We start from the raw sequence: 16,238 nt of genomic DNA, 5'->3' as shown, positions 1-16,238 counted from the left end.
CCGGACCTCCTCGCGCATCGCGCGGGCCTTTGACCGGCATCCCTCTTTGATCCGTTCTGTTAGACGGAATGGCATTCTTTTTAATTTCCAATTTGATCCAGGTCAACCCATCAAATCGCGGCCGCTTCCATCCGCAGCCATCCGGCACATATCCCGCATCCTCGATCCCGCATCTTCGACTTGACCCGAAACAAAACGGAACGTAATTCTCTCTGACGGAACCAGAGCGCTGAAGCAGCGGCGCCCGATCAGAGGAAACCATTCGGCCCCGCCGGGCCGCCGACTGCCTGACAGGAGACCAGAGTGACCACCACGTTCCCCAAGACCCCCAGCTTCACCGGGTTCAACGCCCCCTCGCGAGTCGAAGCCGATGTTCAGGATCTGAATGTCGAGCAGGGCGCGATCCCGCCCGAAATGAACGGGGCCTTTTACCGGGTGCAGCCCGAACACCAGTTTCCGCCCCTGCTGGGCGACGATATCGCCTTCAACGGCGACGGCATGATCTCGATGTTCCGCATTCATGACGGCCGCTGCGATTTTCACCAGCGCTGGGCCAGGACCGACAAGTGGAAGCTGGAAAACGAGGCCGGTCGCGCGCTGTTCGGCGCCTATCGCAACCCGCTGACCGACGATGACGCGGTCAAGGGCAAGATCCGCGGCACCGCCAATACCAATGCCTTTATCCACGGCGGCCGGCTCTATGCGCTGAAGGAAGACTCGCCCGCGCTGGTGATGGACCCGGCAACGCTGGAAACCGACGGTTATACCCTGTTCGACGGCAAGATGACCGGCGAGACGTTCACCGCGCACCCCAAGACCGATTACGAAACCGGCAACATGTGCGGCTTTGGCTATGCCTCCAAGGGCGTGCTGACGAAGGACATGACGTACTACGAGATCAGCCCCGAAGGCGAACTGCTGTTCGAGATCTGGTGGGAAAATCCGTACTACGCGATGATGCACGACTTCGCGATCACCAAGGATTACGCGCTGTTTCCGGTGATGCCGATGACCGGCAACTGGGAACGGCTGAAGGCGGTCAAGCCGCATTTCGGCTTTGACACCTCACTGCCGAGCTACCTCGCGGTGGTGCCGCGAAAAGCCGGCACGACGGCAGCCGACATCCGCTGGTTCAAGGGGCCCAGCTGCTTTGCCGGCCATGTCATGAACGCGTGGAACGAAGGCACGAAGATTGTCCTCGACTTGCCGGTCGCGTCCAACAACATGATGCCCTTTTTCCCGGACATCAACGACAAGCCGTTCGACCCGGTGGCGGGCAGCACCCATCTTTCGCGCTGGACCGTCGACCTCAGCCAGAACGAGGAGGAATACCACTCCGAGCGGCTGTCCGACATGATCGGCGAATTTCCCAAGCTCGACGACCGCTTCAACGGCAAGCCATATCGCTATGGCTGGCTGGTCGTGATCGATCCTTCGCAGCCTGTCGAGCTCAAGGGCGGCAGCGCCGGCGGCTGGGTGATGAACACGCTCGGCTTTGTCGATCTCGAAACCGGCACCGAGCAGAAATACTGGGTCGGGCCGACGTCCTCCATCCAGGAACCCTGCTTCGTCCCCCGCTCGAAGGACGCGGCCGAAGGCGACGGCTGGATCGTGATGGTGGTGAACCGACTTGATACGCGCAGCAGCGATCTGCTGATCTTCGAGGCGACCAAAATCGCCGACGGCCCGATCGCGACGATCAACATCCCCGTCCGCCTGCGCTTTGGCCTGCACGGAAACTGGGCCAGCGTCGAAGACGTCAAGGCGCTCGAAACCGTTTGAAGCGTCCCCGGTTGCACCGGCGCTGCGATTGACTCGCAGCGCCGGTGGTGACAGGTACCGTACCAGAATATTGTTCTGACAATCGGAATGTAATGAGGGGGAGGACAGTCTGGCCCAGTCGGCCCGGCAACCGGATCGGCCGGGCGCAGGCTCCTACCCCCGCCCCCTCCCCCCTTCTTGCGTTTTGCGCCGCCTCATGAGCAGCAGGATCCCATGCCCACCCCAGCCCATACGCCCGCTCGCGTCACCGCCGCGACTTTCGATCACGCGCTTGAGCGCTTCCGCGCCGCGATCGGCAAGGAATGGGTGCTCGCCAGCGATGAAGATCGCGCGACCTATAACGATCCCTATGCCATGGGCGAAGGGCTGGACCACGAGCCTTCTGCCGCACTGGCCCCCGCTTCGGCCGCGGAAGTGCAGGCCATCGTGCGTATCGCCAATGAGCTGAAAGTGCCCTTGTGGCCGGTGAGCCGGGGCAAGAACCTGGGCTATGGCGGCGCGGCGCCGGTCGAAAAGGGCAATATCGTCCTCGACATGGGGCGGATGAAGAAAATCGAGGTCGATCCCCGCTATGCCCATTGCCTGATCGAACCCGGCGTCAGCTATTTCGATCTCTACAACCATCTGAAAGAAAATGACATTCCGCTGTGGATGTCGGCCCCCGGCAACGGCTGGGGCAGCGTTCTGGGCAATGCGCTCGATCGCGGCATCGGCTATACCCCCTATGGCGACCACACCGAAACGCTCTGCGGGCTCGAAGTCGTGCTGCCCGATGGGGAGATGCTGCGCACCGGCATGGGGGCCATGGGCAACAGCAAAGTCTGGCAGGCCTATCACTACGGCTATGGACCGGGCTGGGACCAGATGTTTGTCCAATCAAACTTCGGCGTCGTCACCCGCGGCGGCATGTGGCTCCAGCCGGAGCCGGAAATGTCTGCAAAAATCACGCTGGCGCTGCCCAATCTCGACGATGCGGGCTGGGCGCTCGACATCCTGGCCGAACTGCGCCGCCGCGACGTGATCCAGCACAACATCGTCTTCGGCACGCCGGTCCGTTCTGCCTCGGCGATGACGCAGCGCAAGGACTGGTACGACGGCCCCGGCGCGCTGCCGGATTCGGCGAATGAAGTGATGATGAAGAAGCTTGGCCTGGGCTGGTGGAATACCAAGCTGTTCCTCTTCGGCTATGCCGGTGCCGTCGAGGCGCATATCAAGCTGATCCGCGACTTGTTTGAGCCCAGGATCGGCAAACCGCTCGAATTCGAGATCTGGCAGAAGGGTGATCCGGTGGAGAAATCCGCGCGCGGCATCCCCTCGACCATGGCCCTCAATTCGGTGAACTGGTACGGCGGGCGCGGCGGCCATTTGAGCTTTGCCCCGGTGATGCCGCCCGATGGCAAGCTGATTCTCGACTATGCCAAGGGCACCAAGGCCATCTATGACGAGATGGGCCATGATTATTCGGCCAGCTTCACCATCGGCAAGCGCCATATCAACAATGTCAGCCTGATCTTCTACAACCGCGACGATGCCGAGATGATCGTCAGGGTGGACAAGCTCTATCGGCGGCTGGTGGCGCGCGCCGCGCGCGACGGCTTTGCCGAATATCGCGGCCATATCGGATATCAGGACATGATCGCCGACACCTTCGATTTCAACAATCACGCGCTCGGCCGCCTCAACGACCGGGTAAAGAAGGCGATCGACCCCAACAACATCATCGCGCCGGGACGCAACGGCATCGGTCGGGCCAGTGCGCCCAAATCTGCCGCCGCGAAAGGAACAAAGGCATGACCGGCGCATTCGGCAAGATGGCCCTGCCCGCCGCCGCGCTGCTGTTTGCCGCCACCGCGCTGTCCGCCGGAGCGGGCCAAGCGGCCCCCACCCAGGCCGCCCCGGCCCAGACGTTGCCCCCCGCCGCCACCATGACGCCCGGCGAACGCCTGTTTCGCACCAAATGCGCCATTTGCCATGCCGCGCGCGGCATGGGCACGATCATGATCGCCAAGCGGCTCGGGCCGGACCATGGCGAACTCGCCAAGCGCTCGGACCTCGATCCGGGCTATATCACCGCCATCGTGCGCGGCGGGCTGATGAGCATGCCTCCTTTCACCCGGGTCGACATCACCGACGCCGAACTGAAGCAGGTGGCAACCTGGCTCACCCGCAACAATCCGCCGGCGGCCGCGCAATGACCGCGCCCGCAATCTCGCGCCGCGCGCTGCTCACCGGCATGGCCCGGGGCACGATCGTTGCCGGTGCTGCCCTGCCCGGCTCCGCCTGGGCGGCGGTCTTGCCGCAGAGCCCCTTTCGCGCGATCGGCGACCTCGGCCGCGAAGGCGGACGCGCGCTCCAGGCCGCGGCCCACAGCGCGGGCTGCGATTTTGCCGACCCCGAAGGCGAGATCGTCCGCCTGCTGCAAGGCCCTGCCATCGGCTGGCTGGCTCCTTCCTCGCAAGCCCCGGTGATCGGCTATACCGGCTGGTCCGACTATCTGCTGGCGCGCGACCTTGCCCGCGATGCCGGACGGCGCATTGTCCATGCCCGCCTCATCGACGCGGGACAGGGGCGCGATCTGGCAACGCCCCACGCCTCGGCCCCGGCGCGCGCCCTGCTTGACGCGGTCTGCGGCGATTGCCGTGACGGAGGCGTCGCCTGGATCCTGCAATAGGTCGCAACCTGAGCCAACGGCGCTGGAAAAAAGGGCCGCCCCCCTTGCGGGAGCGGCCCTTTTGCATGCGATCCGATCTCGCCATTACGCCTTTTTGTAATTGACCCAATACCGCGGCTGAAAGGTCAACGCGACGGCCGAGGCAACGAATGCCAAAACGATGATGCCGGTGAACGGAACGCCATAGCCGCCCGACATGTCGTGGAACCGGGCGATCAGGAAGATGCCGGCGGCCGCCCCCAGATGGAAGCTTCCCATCAAGACCGAGATCGTCTGGGCGACCGGGCGCAGCCCGAACATGTGGCGCGCCAGGATCGGCGTCTGCACAACCGCGCCGCCCTGGGCGATGCCGCGAAACGCCACAAAGACCACCATGGTCGGGAGAGTGGCGACCGGGAAGGCCAGCGCAACCGCAATGCCGCACAGCGCCCAGGCAATCGCAACGCCCTTGGTGGAGATCTTGTCGAACAGCCATCCGAAGAAGACCTTGCCCAACGCAGACAGCACCATCACCATGGTAAAGCCGCCGGCCGCCGCATAGGCACCGAGCTTGCGTTCGGCGAGGAACAGCGTGGTGTGTTCGTTGATGCCGTTGGAAAAGGCACCCGAGGCAAAGACACAGGCGCACACGATGTAGAAGCGCGGGCTTTTCAGCAGCGCCTTGAACTCGTCGCCCGGGGGCGGGCCCGCGATCGCCGGTTTCGCCGGAATGCCAGCCTTGGGCGGGTCGATCTCGTCGGTGGTAAAGCCATAGCGTTCGGGCGATTCATGCGCCAGCACGCCGACCAGCGCGGTCAGCACCACCAGCACGAACAGACCGGCGAGGCCGAAGGTGGTGTGCCAGCCATATTGCTTGACGAGGAAAGTGGTGCTGACCGGCACCACCAGCGCCGCAAAGGCCGCGCCGAGCACGGCGTAGCCCATCATCTGCCCCAGCCGCGCAGTAAACCAGCGGGCCAGCGTCACCTGATAGGCGATGTTGCAGATGATGCTGAAAAAGCCCGAGATCCCCGCCGCCAGGTAATAGATCGGCAGCGAATAGGCGAAATAGAGCATGGAGGTCGAAAGACCGATCGCGGCAAGCGAGATGACATAGACCCGCTTCAGCCCGAACTTGACGAAGGCATGGCCGATCAGCAGGCCGGTCAGCGCGGAAACGAGCGACTTGATCGCCATGAAGGCGGTCGTCTGCTCATTGCTCCAATGCATGTCGAGCATGATCGACTTGTAACTTACCGTCACCATCATCGACACGCCGGCCAGCGCAAAGCCCCAGACCAGAAAGCTCGCGACAACATTCAGGTAGGCGTATCGCTTGACGGTCGCGAGCGGCAACCTCTCAACATCTGCCACGTTAGGACCCTTTCAATCTCGGGCGAAGGCGCGACAAACGCCGCCATCGCTGCCATCAGGAAACCTTGCGATTATTCGCAGGATGCCCCGGATGGACATCCTCTCCAACGAGCCTGGCCGTCTGGTGAAGGGGCCGCGGGCCGAAACGCCGCCTGCGCGGGCGTCTGCCGCCGTCACCCCGGTTCTCCCAAATGGTTCTGCCAATCAGAACTTCGTTCCCTTATTGAGGGATTCGGCGTACCGCTGTCAAACCTTTTTGACACAGATCAAGCCGTCAATAAAGGCTATGCATTTGAAATAACACGATTTCACCAATTTGATTTTCCACTTGCCGCCGAATCGCATTGCGAATACATGCGTATTCACAAGCCTGCATCCAATCCCCGGGAGAGATTTCATGGCAGTTCGCAACGGGCAACAGTTCCTTGCCGGTTTGAAGGATGACCGCGTCGTCTATCTCGGCGACAGGAAAGTCGATACGTTGACCGAGCCCCGCTTTCAGGGCTCGCTGCAGGGCATGGCGGAATATTTCGATTATCAGATCGAAAATGCCGACGACTGCCTCGTCGCCGATCCGGAAAAGCCCGGCGAAATGATGAGCGCCAGCCTGATCGTGCCGCGCAACAAGGAAGACCTGGCGATCCGCCACAAGGCGCTCGACCGCTTTGCGCGCTATTCCTACGGCATGTTGGGCCGCACCCCCGATTACGTGAACGTCGTGCTTTCGGGCCATGTCGCGCGGCGCGACATCTGGGAAAAGGGCGATCCGGTCTATCACGACCGCCTGACGAAGTTCCATCGCGAGGTGATCGACGGCGACCTTTCGCTGACTCACGCCATCGCGCATGCCAACATCGACAAGAGCACCGGCGACCTGGCCGGCATGAATGCCGATCTGACCGTTCACAAAGTGGGCGAGACGCAAAACGGCATCATCGTGCGCGGCGGCAAGATGCTGGCGACGCTCGGGCCGTTCACCGACGAATTCTACGTCTATCCCTCTGCGCCGATCCCGACCCGTGCGGAGCGCCATGCGCTGTGCTTCTCGGTGCCTTCGAACACCAAGGGCCTGATCATGTTCTGCCGCGATCATTACGGCGTGGACGAGAGCCGCGCCGACGCCCCCTTCTCCTCGCGCTTTGACGAGCAGGACGTCTTCGTGGTCTTCGACGATGTGGAAGTGCCTTACGAGCGCCTGTTCATCGACGGCAATCTCGATGTCTACAACAACGTCACCCGCGGCGTTTCGCCGGGCAACACGTTGCAGCAGACCGCGATCCGCGCCAAAGTGAAGCTGGAATTCGCCTACGACCTGTGCACGCTGATGGCCAGGATCACCGGCAGCGAACAGCGCCAGGACGTGGCGGTGATGCTGGGCGAAATCCACACCTACATGATCATGACCAAGGCCGCGATCATCGCCGCCGAGGAACGCGCACATGTCTGGGGCACCTCTGGCGCCTTCTTCCCGCATCGCGATCTGGCCGCGCTCCGCTCGATCATGCCGGAATGGATGAGCCGGGTAAACCAGATCATCCGCGCGCTGGGCTCGCACAACATGCTCGCCACGCCGTCGCTCGATCTGTTCCAGGATCCGGACGTGGGCGACATGCTGCGCAAGTATCTGCCGGGCGCCAACGGCTTTACGGCCGAACAGCGTGCCGCCGTGTTCCGCACCGCGCGCGACTTTGCGATCTCTGCGCTGGCCGGGCGCAACGAGCTTTACGAGATGTTCTATCTCGGCTCGCTGAACCGCGCGCGCGCCGGTGACCACATGGTGGCGCAGCGCAACGGCTGGAAGGGCGAAGTGATGGAATTCCTGACCAAGAACGGCGCCTTCCTGAAGAAGTGAGCCCCGCTGTCAGGCTGTAATATGACGCAAGGAGCGATTGGAGGCCCGCCGAATCCGGGCCCCTTTTCCCGGGATTAATGCCTGCGCGGGCCATGCGCCGCGACAGCAGCAAGGAGTGGATGACCAAAATGGCTTCACAGACGACTTTCGAACGCCTCAACCCGCTGGACGGAACCGTGGCAAGCCGCTCGCCAAGGGAAACCGTGGCCGACGCGAGGGCTGCCGCCGACCGGGCCGCAGCGGCCTTTCCCGTATGGTCGGCGATGGGCCCCAATGCGCGACGCGCCTTGCTGAACAAGGCGGCCGATGCGCTGGACGCGCGTGCCCCGGCGCTGATCGAGGCGATGAAGCACGAAATCGGCGCAACCGAAGGCTGGGCGCGCTTCAATGTCGGCCTGGCCGTCGGCATGGTGCGCGAGGCGGCTGCGCTCACCACCCAGATCGGCGGCGAAGTGATCCCGTCGGACAAGCCGGGCTGCCTGGCGCTCGCCATCCGCGAGCCGGCGGGGGTGAGCCTGGGCATTGCGCCGTGGAATGCGCCGATCATCCTTGGCGTGCGCGCCATCGCCGTGCCGCTCGCCTGCGGCAACACCGTGATTCTCAAATGCTCTGAAATCTGTCCACGCACGCACAGCCTGATCATCGAGGCTTTCGCCGAGGCGGGCTTTCCCGAAGGCACGGTGAATTCCATCACCAACGCGCCCGAGGACGCCGCCGAAATCGTCGGCGCGCTGATCGATCACCCGGCAGTGCGCCGCATCAATTTCACCGGCTCCACCCATGTCGGTCGGATCATCGCCAAACGCGCAGCCGAGCACCTGAAGCCGGTGCTGCTCGAACTGGGCGGCAAGGCCCCCTTTATCGTGCTCGATGACGCCGATCTTGACGAGGCGGTAAAGGCGGCGGCCTTCGGCGCCTTCATGAATCAGGGCCAGATCTGCATGTCGACGGAGCGGATCATCGTGACAGAGGCCGTCGCCGACGTCTTCCTCGCGAAATTCGCCACAAAAGTCGCCACGCTCGCCACCGGCGATCCGCGCGTGGGCAACACCCCGCTGGGCGCCGTGGTCGACATGAAGACCGTTATCCATGTCAACGCGCTGATCGACGATGCGCTGGCCAAGGGCGCCCGCGCGCTGACGGGCGGCAAGGGCGAGAGCGTGCTGATGCCCGCGACCGTGATCGACGGCGTGACGTCCGACATGAAGCTCTATCGCGATGAAAGTTTCGGCCCTGTGGTCGCGGTGATCCGCGCGAAGGACGAAGACGATGCCATCCGTCTTGCCAACGACAGCGAATACGGCCTTTCCGCCGCCGTCTTCACCGGCGATGCGGCGCGCGGCCTGAAAGTCGCGCGGCGGATCAGGTCGGGGATCTGCCACGTCAACGGCCCCACCGTGCACGACGAGGCGCAAATGCCCTTCGGCGGTGTCGGTGCGTCGGGCTACGGCCGGTTTGGCGGCAAGGCGGGGATCGACAGCTTCACCGACTTGCGCTGGATCACCGTCGATACCGAACACGGCCATTACCCGATCTGAGCCGTTATCCGATCTGAGCCAGGACCTTTTTGATGAACGACACCACTCACCCCGTTCTCGACGACTTCCGTCAGTCCATGCGCCGCGTGGCGAGCGGCGTCGCGCTGGTGACAACCGGCGAGCCCGCCGATGGCCATCATGGCGGCGCCCGCTTCGGCATCGCCATGACCGCCTTCATGTCGCTCAGCTTCGATCCGCCCTCGCTGGTGATCGCGGTCAACCGCACCGCCTCGATTCACCAGCCGCTGCTGCGCATCGGCGCCTTCTGCATGAATGTGCTGGCGGCAAGCCAGGGGCAACTGTGCCAGGATTTTGCAAGGCAGCCCGCGGACAGGCGCTTCGACGTCGGCGAATGGCTCACCGACGAACAGGGCCTGCCCTATCTGCCCGATGCCCAGGCCAACATTGTCTGCAAAGTCGAGACGCACCATTCCTTCGGCTCGCACGACATGATCGTGGGCGTGGTGAAAAAGGTCACCAACCATCCGGAGATCACCCCGCTGGTCTATGTCGACGGGCGTTACGGCGGCATGACCGGGGCATGACCGGGCCGCGCACCGGAAAGGTCGGAAAGGTCGCCGCCGAACGCGGCGGAGAAAGCAGTCGCGAACGGTTTCTCGATGCGGCCGACCCGCTGTTCATCCGCGAAGGCTATGACCGGTGCACCATCCGCGCGATCAGCGCGGCGGCAGGCACCAGCCTGGGGGCGCTGAGCCGCCACTGGAGCAGCAAACAGCAATTCTTCGAGGAAATGTTCGGGCGCCATTTCGATCCGATCCACGCCGCCCAGAACGCCCGCTTCGATGCGATCGAGGCGCAGATCCCGCCGGGCGGCAAGCCCGATCTGCGCCAGGTACTGGAGGCCTTTTTCAGCCCGGCGCTGAGCGGCAATTTCGGCGCGATCGAACAGCGCACCAGCCACCTTGTCTATTGCCGGGCGCTGATGGACCCCTCGTCAGAGGCGCGCGCCATCCTCCGTCCGATGGTAAACGCCACGCGCGAACGGCTGATCCGCCTCTTGCGCGCGGCGCTGCCCCATTTCGACGAGACGCAGTTCTTTATCGCCATGACGATGGTGCTCGGCGCCTATGTCTATCCCCAGGTCAGCGGCCCGCGCCTGGCGGAAATCATGGGCGTGGATTTCGGCGCGATCGACTGGGATCAGGCCGCGCTCTCCATCCCGCACTATCTCGAAGCCGGGCTGGCCGCCGGACAGTAAGAGCGACCATGGAAAACCCCACAAAAAACAACACCCCCGCCAGAAGCTTCACAATCGCCACCACCGAAGAGATCCTGGAGGAAGCGCGCAACGGCCGGATGTTCATCCTGGTCGATGATGAAGACCGGGAAAACGAGGGCGACCTGGTGATCCCGGCGCAATTCGCGACGCCCGAAAAAATCAATTTCATGGCCACGCACGGGCGCGGCCTCATCTGCCTGTCGCTCACCCGCCGACGCGTGGAGGAACTGGGCCTGACGCAGATGAGCGGGGCCAACGGCACACGCTATGAAACCGCCTTCACGGTCTCGATCGAGGCGAAGGAAGGCGTCACCACCGGCATTTCGGCCGCCGACCGCGCGCGAACCATCGCCACCGCCATCGACGCCGCCAAGGGCAAGGCGGACATCGTGACCCCCGGCCATGTCTTCCCGCTCAATGCGCGCGACGGCGGCGTGCTCGTGCGCGCGGGCCATACCGAGGCGGCAGTGGACGTTGCCCGTCTGGCCGGGCTCAATCCCTCGGGCGTGATCTGCGAAATCATGAAGGACGATGGTTCGATGGCGCGGCTCGACGATCTGGTCGGCTTTGCGGCGGCCCATGATCTCAAGATCGGCACGATCCGCGACCTGATCCATTACCGCCGCCGCTTCGACAAAGTGGTGGAGATGGTCGCGCAATCGACCTTCCGGTCCGATTTCGGCGGCGAATTCATCATCAAGGCCTATCGCAGCGCGATCGACGGAACCGAAAGCGTGGTGCTGCAAAAAGGCGACATCTCCGGCCCCGAGCCGGTGCTGGTGCGCGTCCATGGCAGCCTGCCGCTTTACGATCTGTTCGGCATGAGCGGCCCGCGCAGCCGCCTGCTCCAGCGTTGCATGGAGGAAGTGGCGCGCGAGGGGCGCGGCCTGATCGTGCTGGTGCGGACCGAAACCTCCGACCTCATATCGCGCGCGATCGCCGAGGGCGACCACACGTCGGGCATGGAACTGCGCCACTATGGCACCGGCGCGCAAATCCTGGCCGATCTGGGCGTGGAGAAGATGGTGCTGCTGACCACGCTGCACCGCCACATCGTCGGCCTGGAAGGCTTTGGGCTGGAAGTGGTGGGCGAACGCAGGCTTTCCGACGAATTGTCCCCAAAAATCGACCTACCGAGCGAGGAACCGTGATGATCGCTTATCCCGAACTGTACATGATGATCGACGGCGAACGCGTCACCGGCGGCAATCGCGACACGCACAAAGTGCTGAACCCGGCAACGGGCGACGTGCTCGCCGAACTGCCGCTGGCGACCGCAGCCGATCTCGACCGCGCCCTGGCCGCCGCCCAGCGCGGTTTCCGTCGCTGGCGCAATACCCCGGCCCAGGAACGCGCCGCGGTGCTTCAGGGCGCGGCGCGGCTGTTGCGCGAACGCGCCGACGCCATCGGTCGCATCGCCACGCTCGAAGAAGGCAAGACCTTCACCGAATCCCGGCTCGAAGTCGGCATGGTCGCCAATCTCTTCGATTTCTATGCAGGCGAATGCCAGCGGCTCTACGGTCGCGTGCTGGTCCGCCCGGCGGGGCTGCGCTCCACCGTGATCAAGGAACCGGTCGGCCCGGTCGCGGCTTTCGCGCCGTGGAACTTCCCGCTTTCCAATCCGGGGCGCAAGCTGGGCGCACCGATCGCGGCGGGCTGTTCGGTGATCCTGAAATCGGCGGAGGAAACCCCGGCCTCGGCGCTTGCGGTGCTGCAGGCGCTGCTCGACGCGGGCCTGCCCGGCGATGTCGCCCAGGCGGTGTTCGGCGTCCCCGATTTCGTGTCGCGTCACTTGCTCGCAAGCCCGATCATCCGCAAGCTCAGCTTCACCGGTTCCACCGTGATCGGCCGCCATCTGCTGAAGCTGGCGGCGGACGATCTGAAGCGCACGACCATGGAACTGGGCGGGCATGGCCCGGTGCTGGTGTTCGATGACGCCGACATCGAAAAGGCGCTGACCATGATGGTGCCGCACAAGTTCCGCAATGCGGGCCAGGTCTGCGTCTCGCCCACGCGCTTCATCGTTCAGGACACCGTCTTCGATGATTTCGTGAAGGGCTTTGCCGAACGCGCCGCGGCGATCAAGGTCGGCAACGGGCTCGATCCCGACGTCGGCATGGGCCCGATGGCCAATCCGCGCCGTCCCGAAGCCATGGAGCGGCTGGTGGCCGACGCCGTCGCGCGCGGGGCCGGGCTCGAGACCGGCGGCGAACGCATCGGCAATCAGGGATTCTTCTATGCGCCGACCGTGCTGTCCAACGTGCCCGTCGATGCCGAGATCATGAATGACGAACCGTTTGGCCCTGTCGCCATCATCAATCCCTACAAGGATGAAGACGCGATGATCGCCGAGGCCAACCGGCTGCCCTATGGCCTGGCCGCTTATGCCTGGACACGCGATGCGGCACGCCAGCGCCGCCTCGCCAGCGAGCTGGAAACCGGCATGCTGACGATCAACAGCACCGCCGTCGCCGCCCCGGATGCCCCCTTTGGCGGGGTCAAATGGTCGGGCCACGGCTCGGAAGACGGCATCGAGGGCGTCGAGGCCTGCCTCGTCACCAAGGCCATTCACGAAGCCTGACTCCATTGGGCAAGGCCGTGGCTCTTCCCGCCATCGCCTTGCCCCCATCTGGCGGACCCCGGCGCGGGCCATTTTCAAGGAACCATGCGTGCAGACCCTTGATTTCGACTATATCGTCATCGGCGCCGGTTCGGCCGGCAGCGTGCTGGCCAATCGCCTGAGCGCCGACCCGAAAAACCGCGTGGCCCTGCTGGAATCCGGCGGTGAAGCCAACCACCCTTATGTGCGCATGCCGCTGGGTTTCCTGCAGGCCTTGCGCAATCCGGCGCTGACCTGGCCCTTCGTCTCGGAGCCCGAACCGCATCTGGGCGGCAAAGTGTTTCCCCTGCCGCGCGGGCGGATTCTGGGCGGCTCGTCCTCGATCAATGGAACGGTGCATTTTCGCGGACACCCGCTCGATTTCGACGACTGGGCAAAGCTGGGTTGCGAGGGCTGGGATTACCAAAGCCTGCTGCCCTGGTTCCAGCGCAGCGAAGACCACTGGAGCGGCGGCAATGCCTGGCGCGGCAAAGGCGGCCCGATCGGCGTGGTCCCGGTCGACACATCGCGGCTGATGGCCGAGGAATTGCGCGCCTCTGCCGCGTTGCAAGGCTTTGCCTACAATCCCGATTATGACGGCGCCAGCAACGAAGGCTGCGCCGACGTGCAGGTCGCGCTGAAGAACGGCGAACGCAGCGGCGGGGCGAAGGCCTATCTGGAGCCGGTGCGAAGCCGCCCCAACCTCACGGTCCTTACCCATGCGCAAGTCAACCGCATCCTGTTCACCGGCAAGCGCGCCAGCGGCGTCGTGTTTGAACGCAATGGCCAGCCCCATACCGCCAGCGCCGCGCGCGAAATCGTATTGTGCGGCGGGACTTATGGATCGCCGCACCTGCTGATGCTGTCGGGCGTCGGTCCGGGCGCGGCGCTGGCCGACCATGGCATCGAAGTGGTGCACGACCTGCCCGGCGTCGGACAGAATCTGCAGGAACACGTTCGCCTTGCCCACCAGTATGACGCCGCTCCGCCGCACAGCTTTGCGCAACAATTGCGCTTCGACCGGGCCACGCTGGCGTTTCTGCGCTGGTATTTCCTGCGCTCGGGCCCCTTTGCCAACCAGATCGCGGCGGCCTGCATCCTCACCCGCTCGGAGGAAGGGCTGGACCGGCCCGATCTGCAGATCATGTCGAGCCCGGTGCGGGTCGATGCCAATATCTGGTTCCCCGGCGTCACCAAGCCCAAGCGCGACTGCTTCTACAACTCGATCTGCCTGCTGCGCCCCGAAAGCCGGGGCAGCGTGACGCTGCGCGACGCCGATCCGCGCTCTGCCCCACGCATTCGCCTCAACTTGCTGGGCGACGAACGCGACTGGGCGGTGCTGAAGAAGGGCCTGGCCATTTCGCGGCGGATTTTCTCAGGGGGGCCAATTGCCGACTACGTGATCGAGGAAACGCTGCCGGGCGCCCACGTTACCAGCGACGAAGCGCTCGATGCGATGAAGGCCGAACTCTCAGGCGTGGTGCATCATCCGGTGGGAAGCTGTTCGATGGGCGTCGGGCCGCAGGCGGTCGTCGACCCGCAGTTGCGGGTTTACGGCGTGGAGGGGCTGCGCGTTGCGGATGCTTCCGTGATGCCGCTCCTGGTGGGCGCGAACACCAATGCGGCGGCGGTGATGATCGGTGAAAAAGCCAGCGACCTGATTCTGGACGCGGCACGGATGGAGCAAACGGCATGAACACCATCTTCGACAAGGCGCTCGCACGCGCAAACGGCTATTGCGGCCACTTCATCGATGGCGCCTGGCGCGAAGGCACGGGCGAGACGATCCCCGTGTTCGACCCGGCCAGCGAAAAACGCATCGGCGCCATTGCCGCAGGCAACGCGGATGATGTCGATCAGGCCGTCAACGCCGCGCGCAACGCCTTTGACAGCCGCGCATGGTCGACCATGCCCGCCGCCGATCGCGAACGCCTGCTGCTGCGCCTGGCGGACCTCGTCGAGGCCGAACAGGACGAGATCGCCGCGATCGAAACCATCGACAACGGCATGCCTTATCGCATTTCGCGCATGATGGCGGTGGGTTCGGCGATCAGCGCCATCCGCTACCATGCGGGCTGGCCGCGTCGCCTGACGGGCGAGACGGTGCCGATGTCCGTGCCCGGCAACTGGCACGGCTATACCACGCATGACCCGCTGGGCGTGGCCGCGCTGATCGTGCCGTGGAATGCCCCCTTTGCCATCACCTGCACCAAGGTTTCGGCGGCGCTGGCCGCGGGCTGCACCGTCGTGTTGAAACCTGCCGAACTGGCACCGATGTCGGGGCTGCGGCTGGCAGAACTTGTCGCCGAGGCGGGCTTTCCGGCCGGCGTCGTCAATGTCGTGACCGGGCTCGGGTCCGAGGCGGGCGCCGCGCTGGTGGCGCATGACGGCGTGGACAAGATCAGCTTCACCGGGTCGACAGCGACCGGCAAGGCGATCTTGCGCCAAAGCGTGGGCGATCTGAGGCGTGTCAGCCTGGAACTGGGCGGAAAATCGGCCAGCATCGTCTTTGCCGACGCCGATCTTGCCAAGGCCATTCCCGCCGTGGCGATGGGCATTTTCGGCAACAGCGGGCAGGTCTGCGCGGCAGGCTCGCGGCTGTTCGTGCACGAAGCCATCTTCGACAGGTTTCTCGAAGGGCTGGTGGCCTTTACGCAAAAGCTGGTGGTCGGCCCCGGCACGCAAGAGGGCGTCGCCCTCGGCCCGCTGATTTCCGGCCCCCAGCGCGACAAGGTCATGGGCTATATCGAAACCGGCCGCAAGGAAGGCGCCACGCTCGTCGCGGGCGGCGATGCGCCCTCGGGCAAGGGCTATTTCGTCAATCCCACGATCTTCGTCGATACCAACCCGACGATGAAAATCGTGCGCGAAGAGATTTTCGGCCCGGTGCTCTCGGTGATGACATTCTCCGACGATTCGATCGACGATCTCGCCGCCCGCGCAAACGACAGCATCTATGGCCTGTCCGCCTATGTGTGGACCACCAATCTCCACAACGCCCATGCGCTGGCCAAAAAGCTGCGCTCCGGGTCGGTAAAGATCAACGGATCGGGAATGGAATTCGCCCTGCCCTTTGGCGGTTTCCGCCAGTCGGGCATCGGCCGCGAACATGGGCGCCATGGTGTGGAAGCGTTCACCGAAACCAAGTCCGTGATGGTGGGCTGGTAACAGCCCCCCTTTCGATCATGCCCGACCCCCGCGCA

At 64.3% G+C, this 16,238-nt stretch carries 13 protein-coding genes; 12 read left to right on the top strand and 1 reads right to left on the bottom strand.

Annotated elements, in window-relative coordinates; translation table 11 throughout:
• The first annotated feature begins 303 nt into the window (after nt 1-303).
• The 4 genes from AQZ50_RS16245 to AQZ50_RS16230 all read left to right on the top strand — a co-directional run bounded on the left by AQZ50_RS16245 (nt 304) and on the right by AQZ50_RS16230 (nt 4,453).
• Nucleotides 304-1,782, top strand: a complete 1,479-nt coding sequence (locus AQZ50_RS16245; RefSeq protein ID WP_067747812.1) for a lignostilbene-alpha,beta-dioxygenase — start codon at nt 304-306, stop codon at nt 1,780-1,782.
• Nucleotides 1,783-1,995: 213 nt separating this feature from the next.
• Complete coding sequence (locus AQZ50_RS16240; protein ID WP_067747810.1) at nt 1,996-3,576, top strand: FAD-binding oxidoreductase; 1,581 nt, start codon at nt 1,996-1,998, stop codon at nt 3,574-3,576.
• A complete protein-coding gene (locus tag AQZ50_RS16235; protein ID WP_067747808.1) occupies nt 3,573-3,977 on the top strand; it encodes a c-type cytochrome in 405 nt (134 codons plus the stop codon). The genes AQZ50_RS16240 and AQZ50_RS16235 overlap by 4 nt, the downstream gene beginning before the upstream one ends.
• The gene (locus AQZ50_RS16230) at nt 3,974-4,453 is read left to right on the top strand and encodes a hypothetical protein (protein WP_067747806.1); all 480 of its coding nucleotides are present in this window, start codon (nt 3,974-3,976) and stop codon (nt 4,451-4,453) included. Before AQZ50_RS16235 ends, AQZ50_RS16230 begins: the two co-directional genes overlap by 4 nt.
• An 84-nt stretch (nt 4,454-4,537) precedes the next feature.
• Here AQZ50_RS16230 and AQZ50_RS16225 read toward each other — a convergent pair whose 3' ends face one another.
• Nucleotides 4,538-5,806 (bottom strand): MFS transporter, encoded by a 1,269-nt coding sequence (locus tag AQZ50_RS16225; protein ID WP_156427407.1) that lies wholly within the window; start codon nt 5,804-5,806, stop codon nt 4,538-4,540.
• Between the two features lie 397 nt (nt 5,807-6,203).
• Here AQZ50_RS16225 and AQZ50_RS16220 point away from each other — a divergent pair, with 397 nt between their 5' ends.
• From AQZ50_RS16220 to AQZ50_RS16185, 8 genes are all read left to right on the top strand, one after another.
• Nucleotides 6,204-7,658 carry a 4-hydroxyphenylacetate 3-hydroxylase N-terminal domain-containing protein gene (locus AQZ50_RS16220; protein ID WP_067747803.1) on the top strand — a complete coding sequence of 485 codons (1,455 nt, stop codon included), beginning with the start codon at nt 6,204-6,206 and terminating at the stop codon, nt 7,656-7,658.
• Between the two features lie 128 nt (nt 7,659-7,786).
• Complete coding sequence (locus tag AQZ50_RS16215; RefSeq protein WP_067747895.1) at nt 7,787-9,196, top strand: aldehyde dehydrogenase; 1,410 nt, start codon at nt 7,787-7,789, stop codon at nt 9,194-9,196.
• Between the two features lie 32 nt (nt 9,197-9,228).
• Nucleotides 9,229-9,741: a flavin reductase family protein gene (locus tag AQZ50_RS16210; protein ID WP_067747801.1), complete on the top strand. Its 513-nt coding sequence runs from the start codon at nt 9,229-9,231 to the stop codon at nt 9,739-9,741.
• Entirely contained in the window at nt 9,738-10,415 is a 678-nt protein-coding gene (locus AQZ50_RS16205) for a TetR/AcrR family transcriptional regulator (RefSeq protein WP_067747799.1), read from the top strand. Before AQZ50_RS16210 ends, AQZ50_RS16205 begins: the two co-directional genes overlap by 4 nt.
• Nucleotides 10,416-10,423: 8 nt before the next feature.
• Entirely contained in the window at nt 10,424-11,587 is a 1,164-nt protein-coding gene (gene ribB, locus AQZ50_RS16200; RefSeq protein WP_067747797.1) for a 3,4-dihydroxy-2-butanone-4-phosphate synthase, read from the top strand.
• Entirely contained in the window at nt 11,587-13,017 is a 1,431-nt protein-coding gene (locus tag AQZ50_RS16195) for an NAD-dependent succinate-semialdehyde dehydrogenase (RefSeq protein ID WP_197412529.1), read from the top strand. The genes ribB and AQZ50_RS16195 overlap by 1 nt, the downstream gene beginning before the upstream one ends.
• 88 nt (nt 13,018-13,105) lie before the next feature.
• Nucleotides 13,106-14,731 carry a GMC family oxidoreductase gene (locus AQZ50_RS16190; protein WP_067747795.1) on the top strand — a complete coding sequence of 542 codons (1,626 nt, stop codon included), beginning with the start codon at nt 13,106-13,108 and terminating at the stop codon, nt 14,729-14,731.
• The gene (locus tag AQZ50_RS16185) at nt 14,728-16,203 is read left to right on the top strand and encodes an aldehyde dehydrogenase family protein (protein ID WP_067747793.1); all 1,476 of its coding nucleotides are present in this window, start codon (nt 14,728-14,730) and stop codon (nt 16,201-16,203) included. Before AQZ50_RS16190 ends, AQZ50_RS16185 begins: the two co-directional genes overlap by 4 nt.
• Nucleotides 16,204-16,238 lie beyond the last annotated feature (35 nt).

Source organism: Novosphingobium sp. Fuku2-ISO-50 (assembly GCF_001519055.1).
Lineage (GTDB): Bacteria > Pseudomonadota > Alphaproteobacteria > Sphingomonadales > Sphingomonadaceae > Novosphingobium.
The sequence above is the reverse complement of the archived record's forward strand: the minus strand, read 5'-3'. Positions and strand labels throughout refer to the sequence as shown.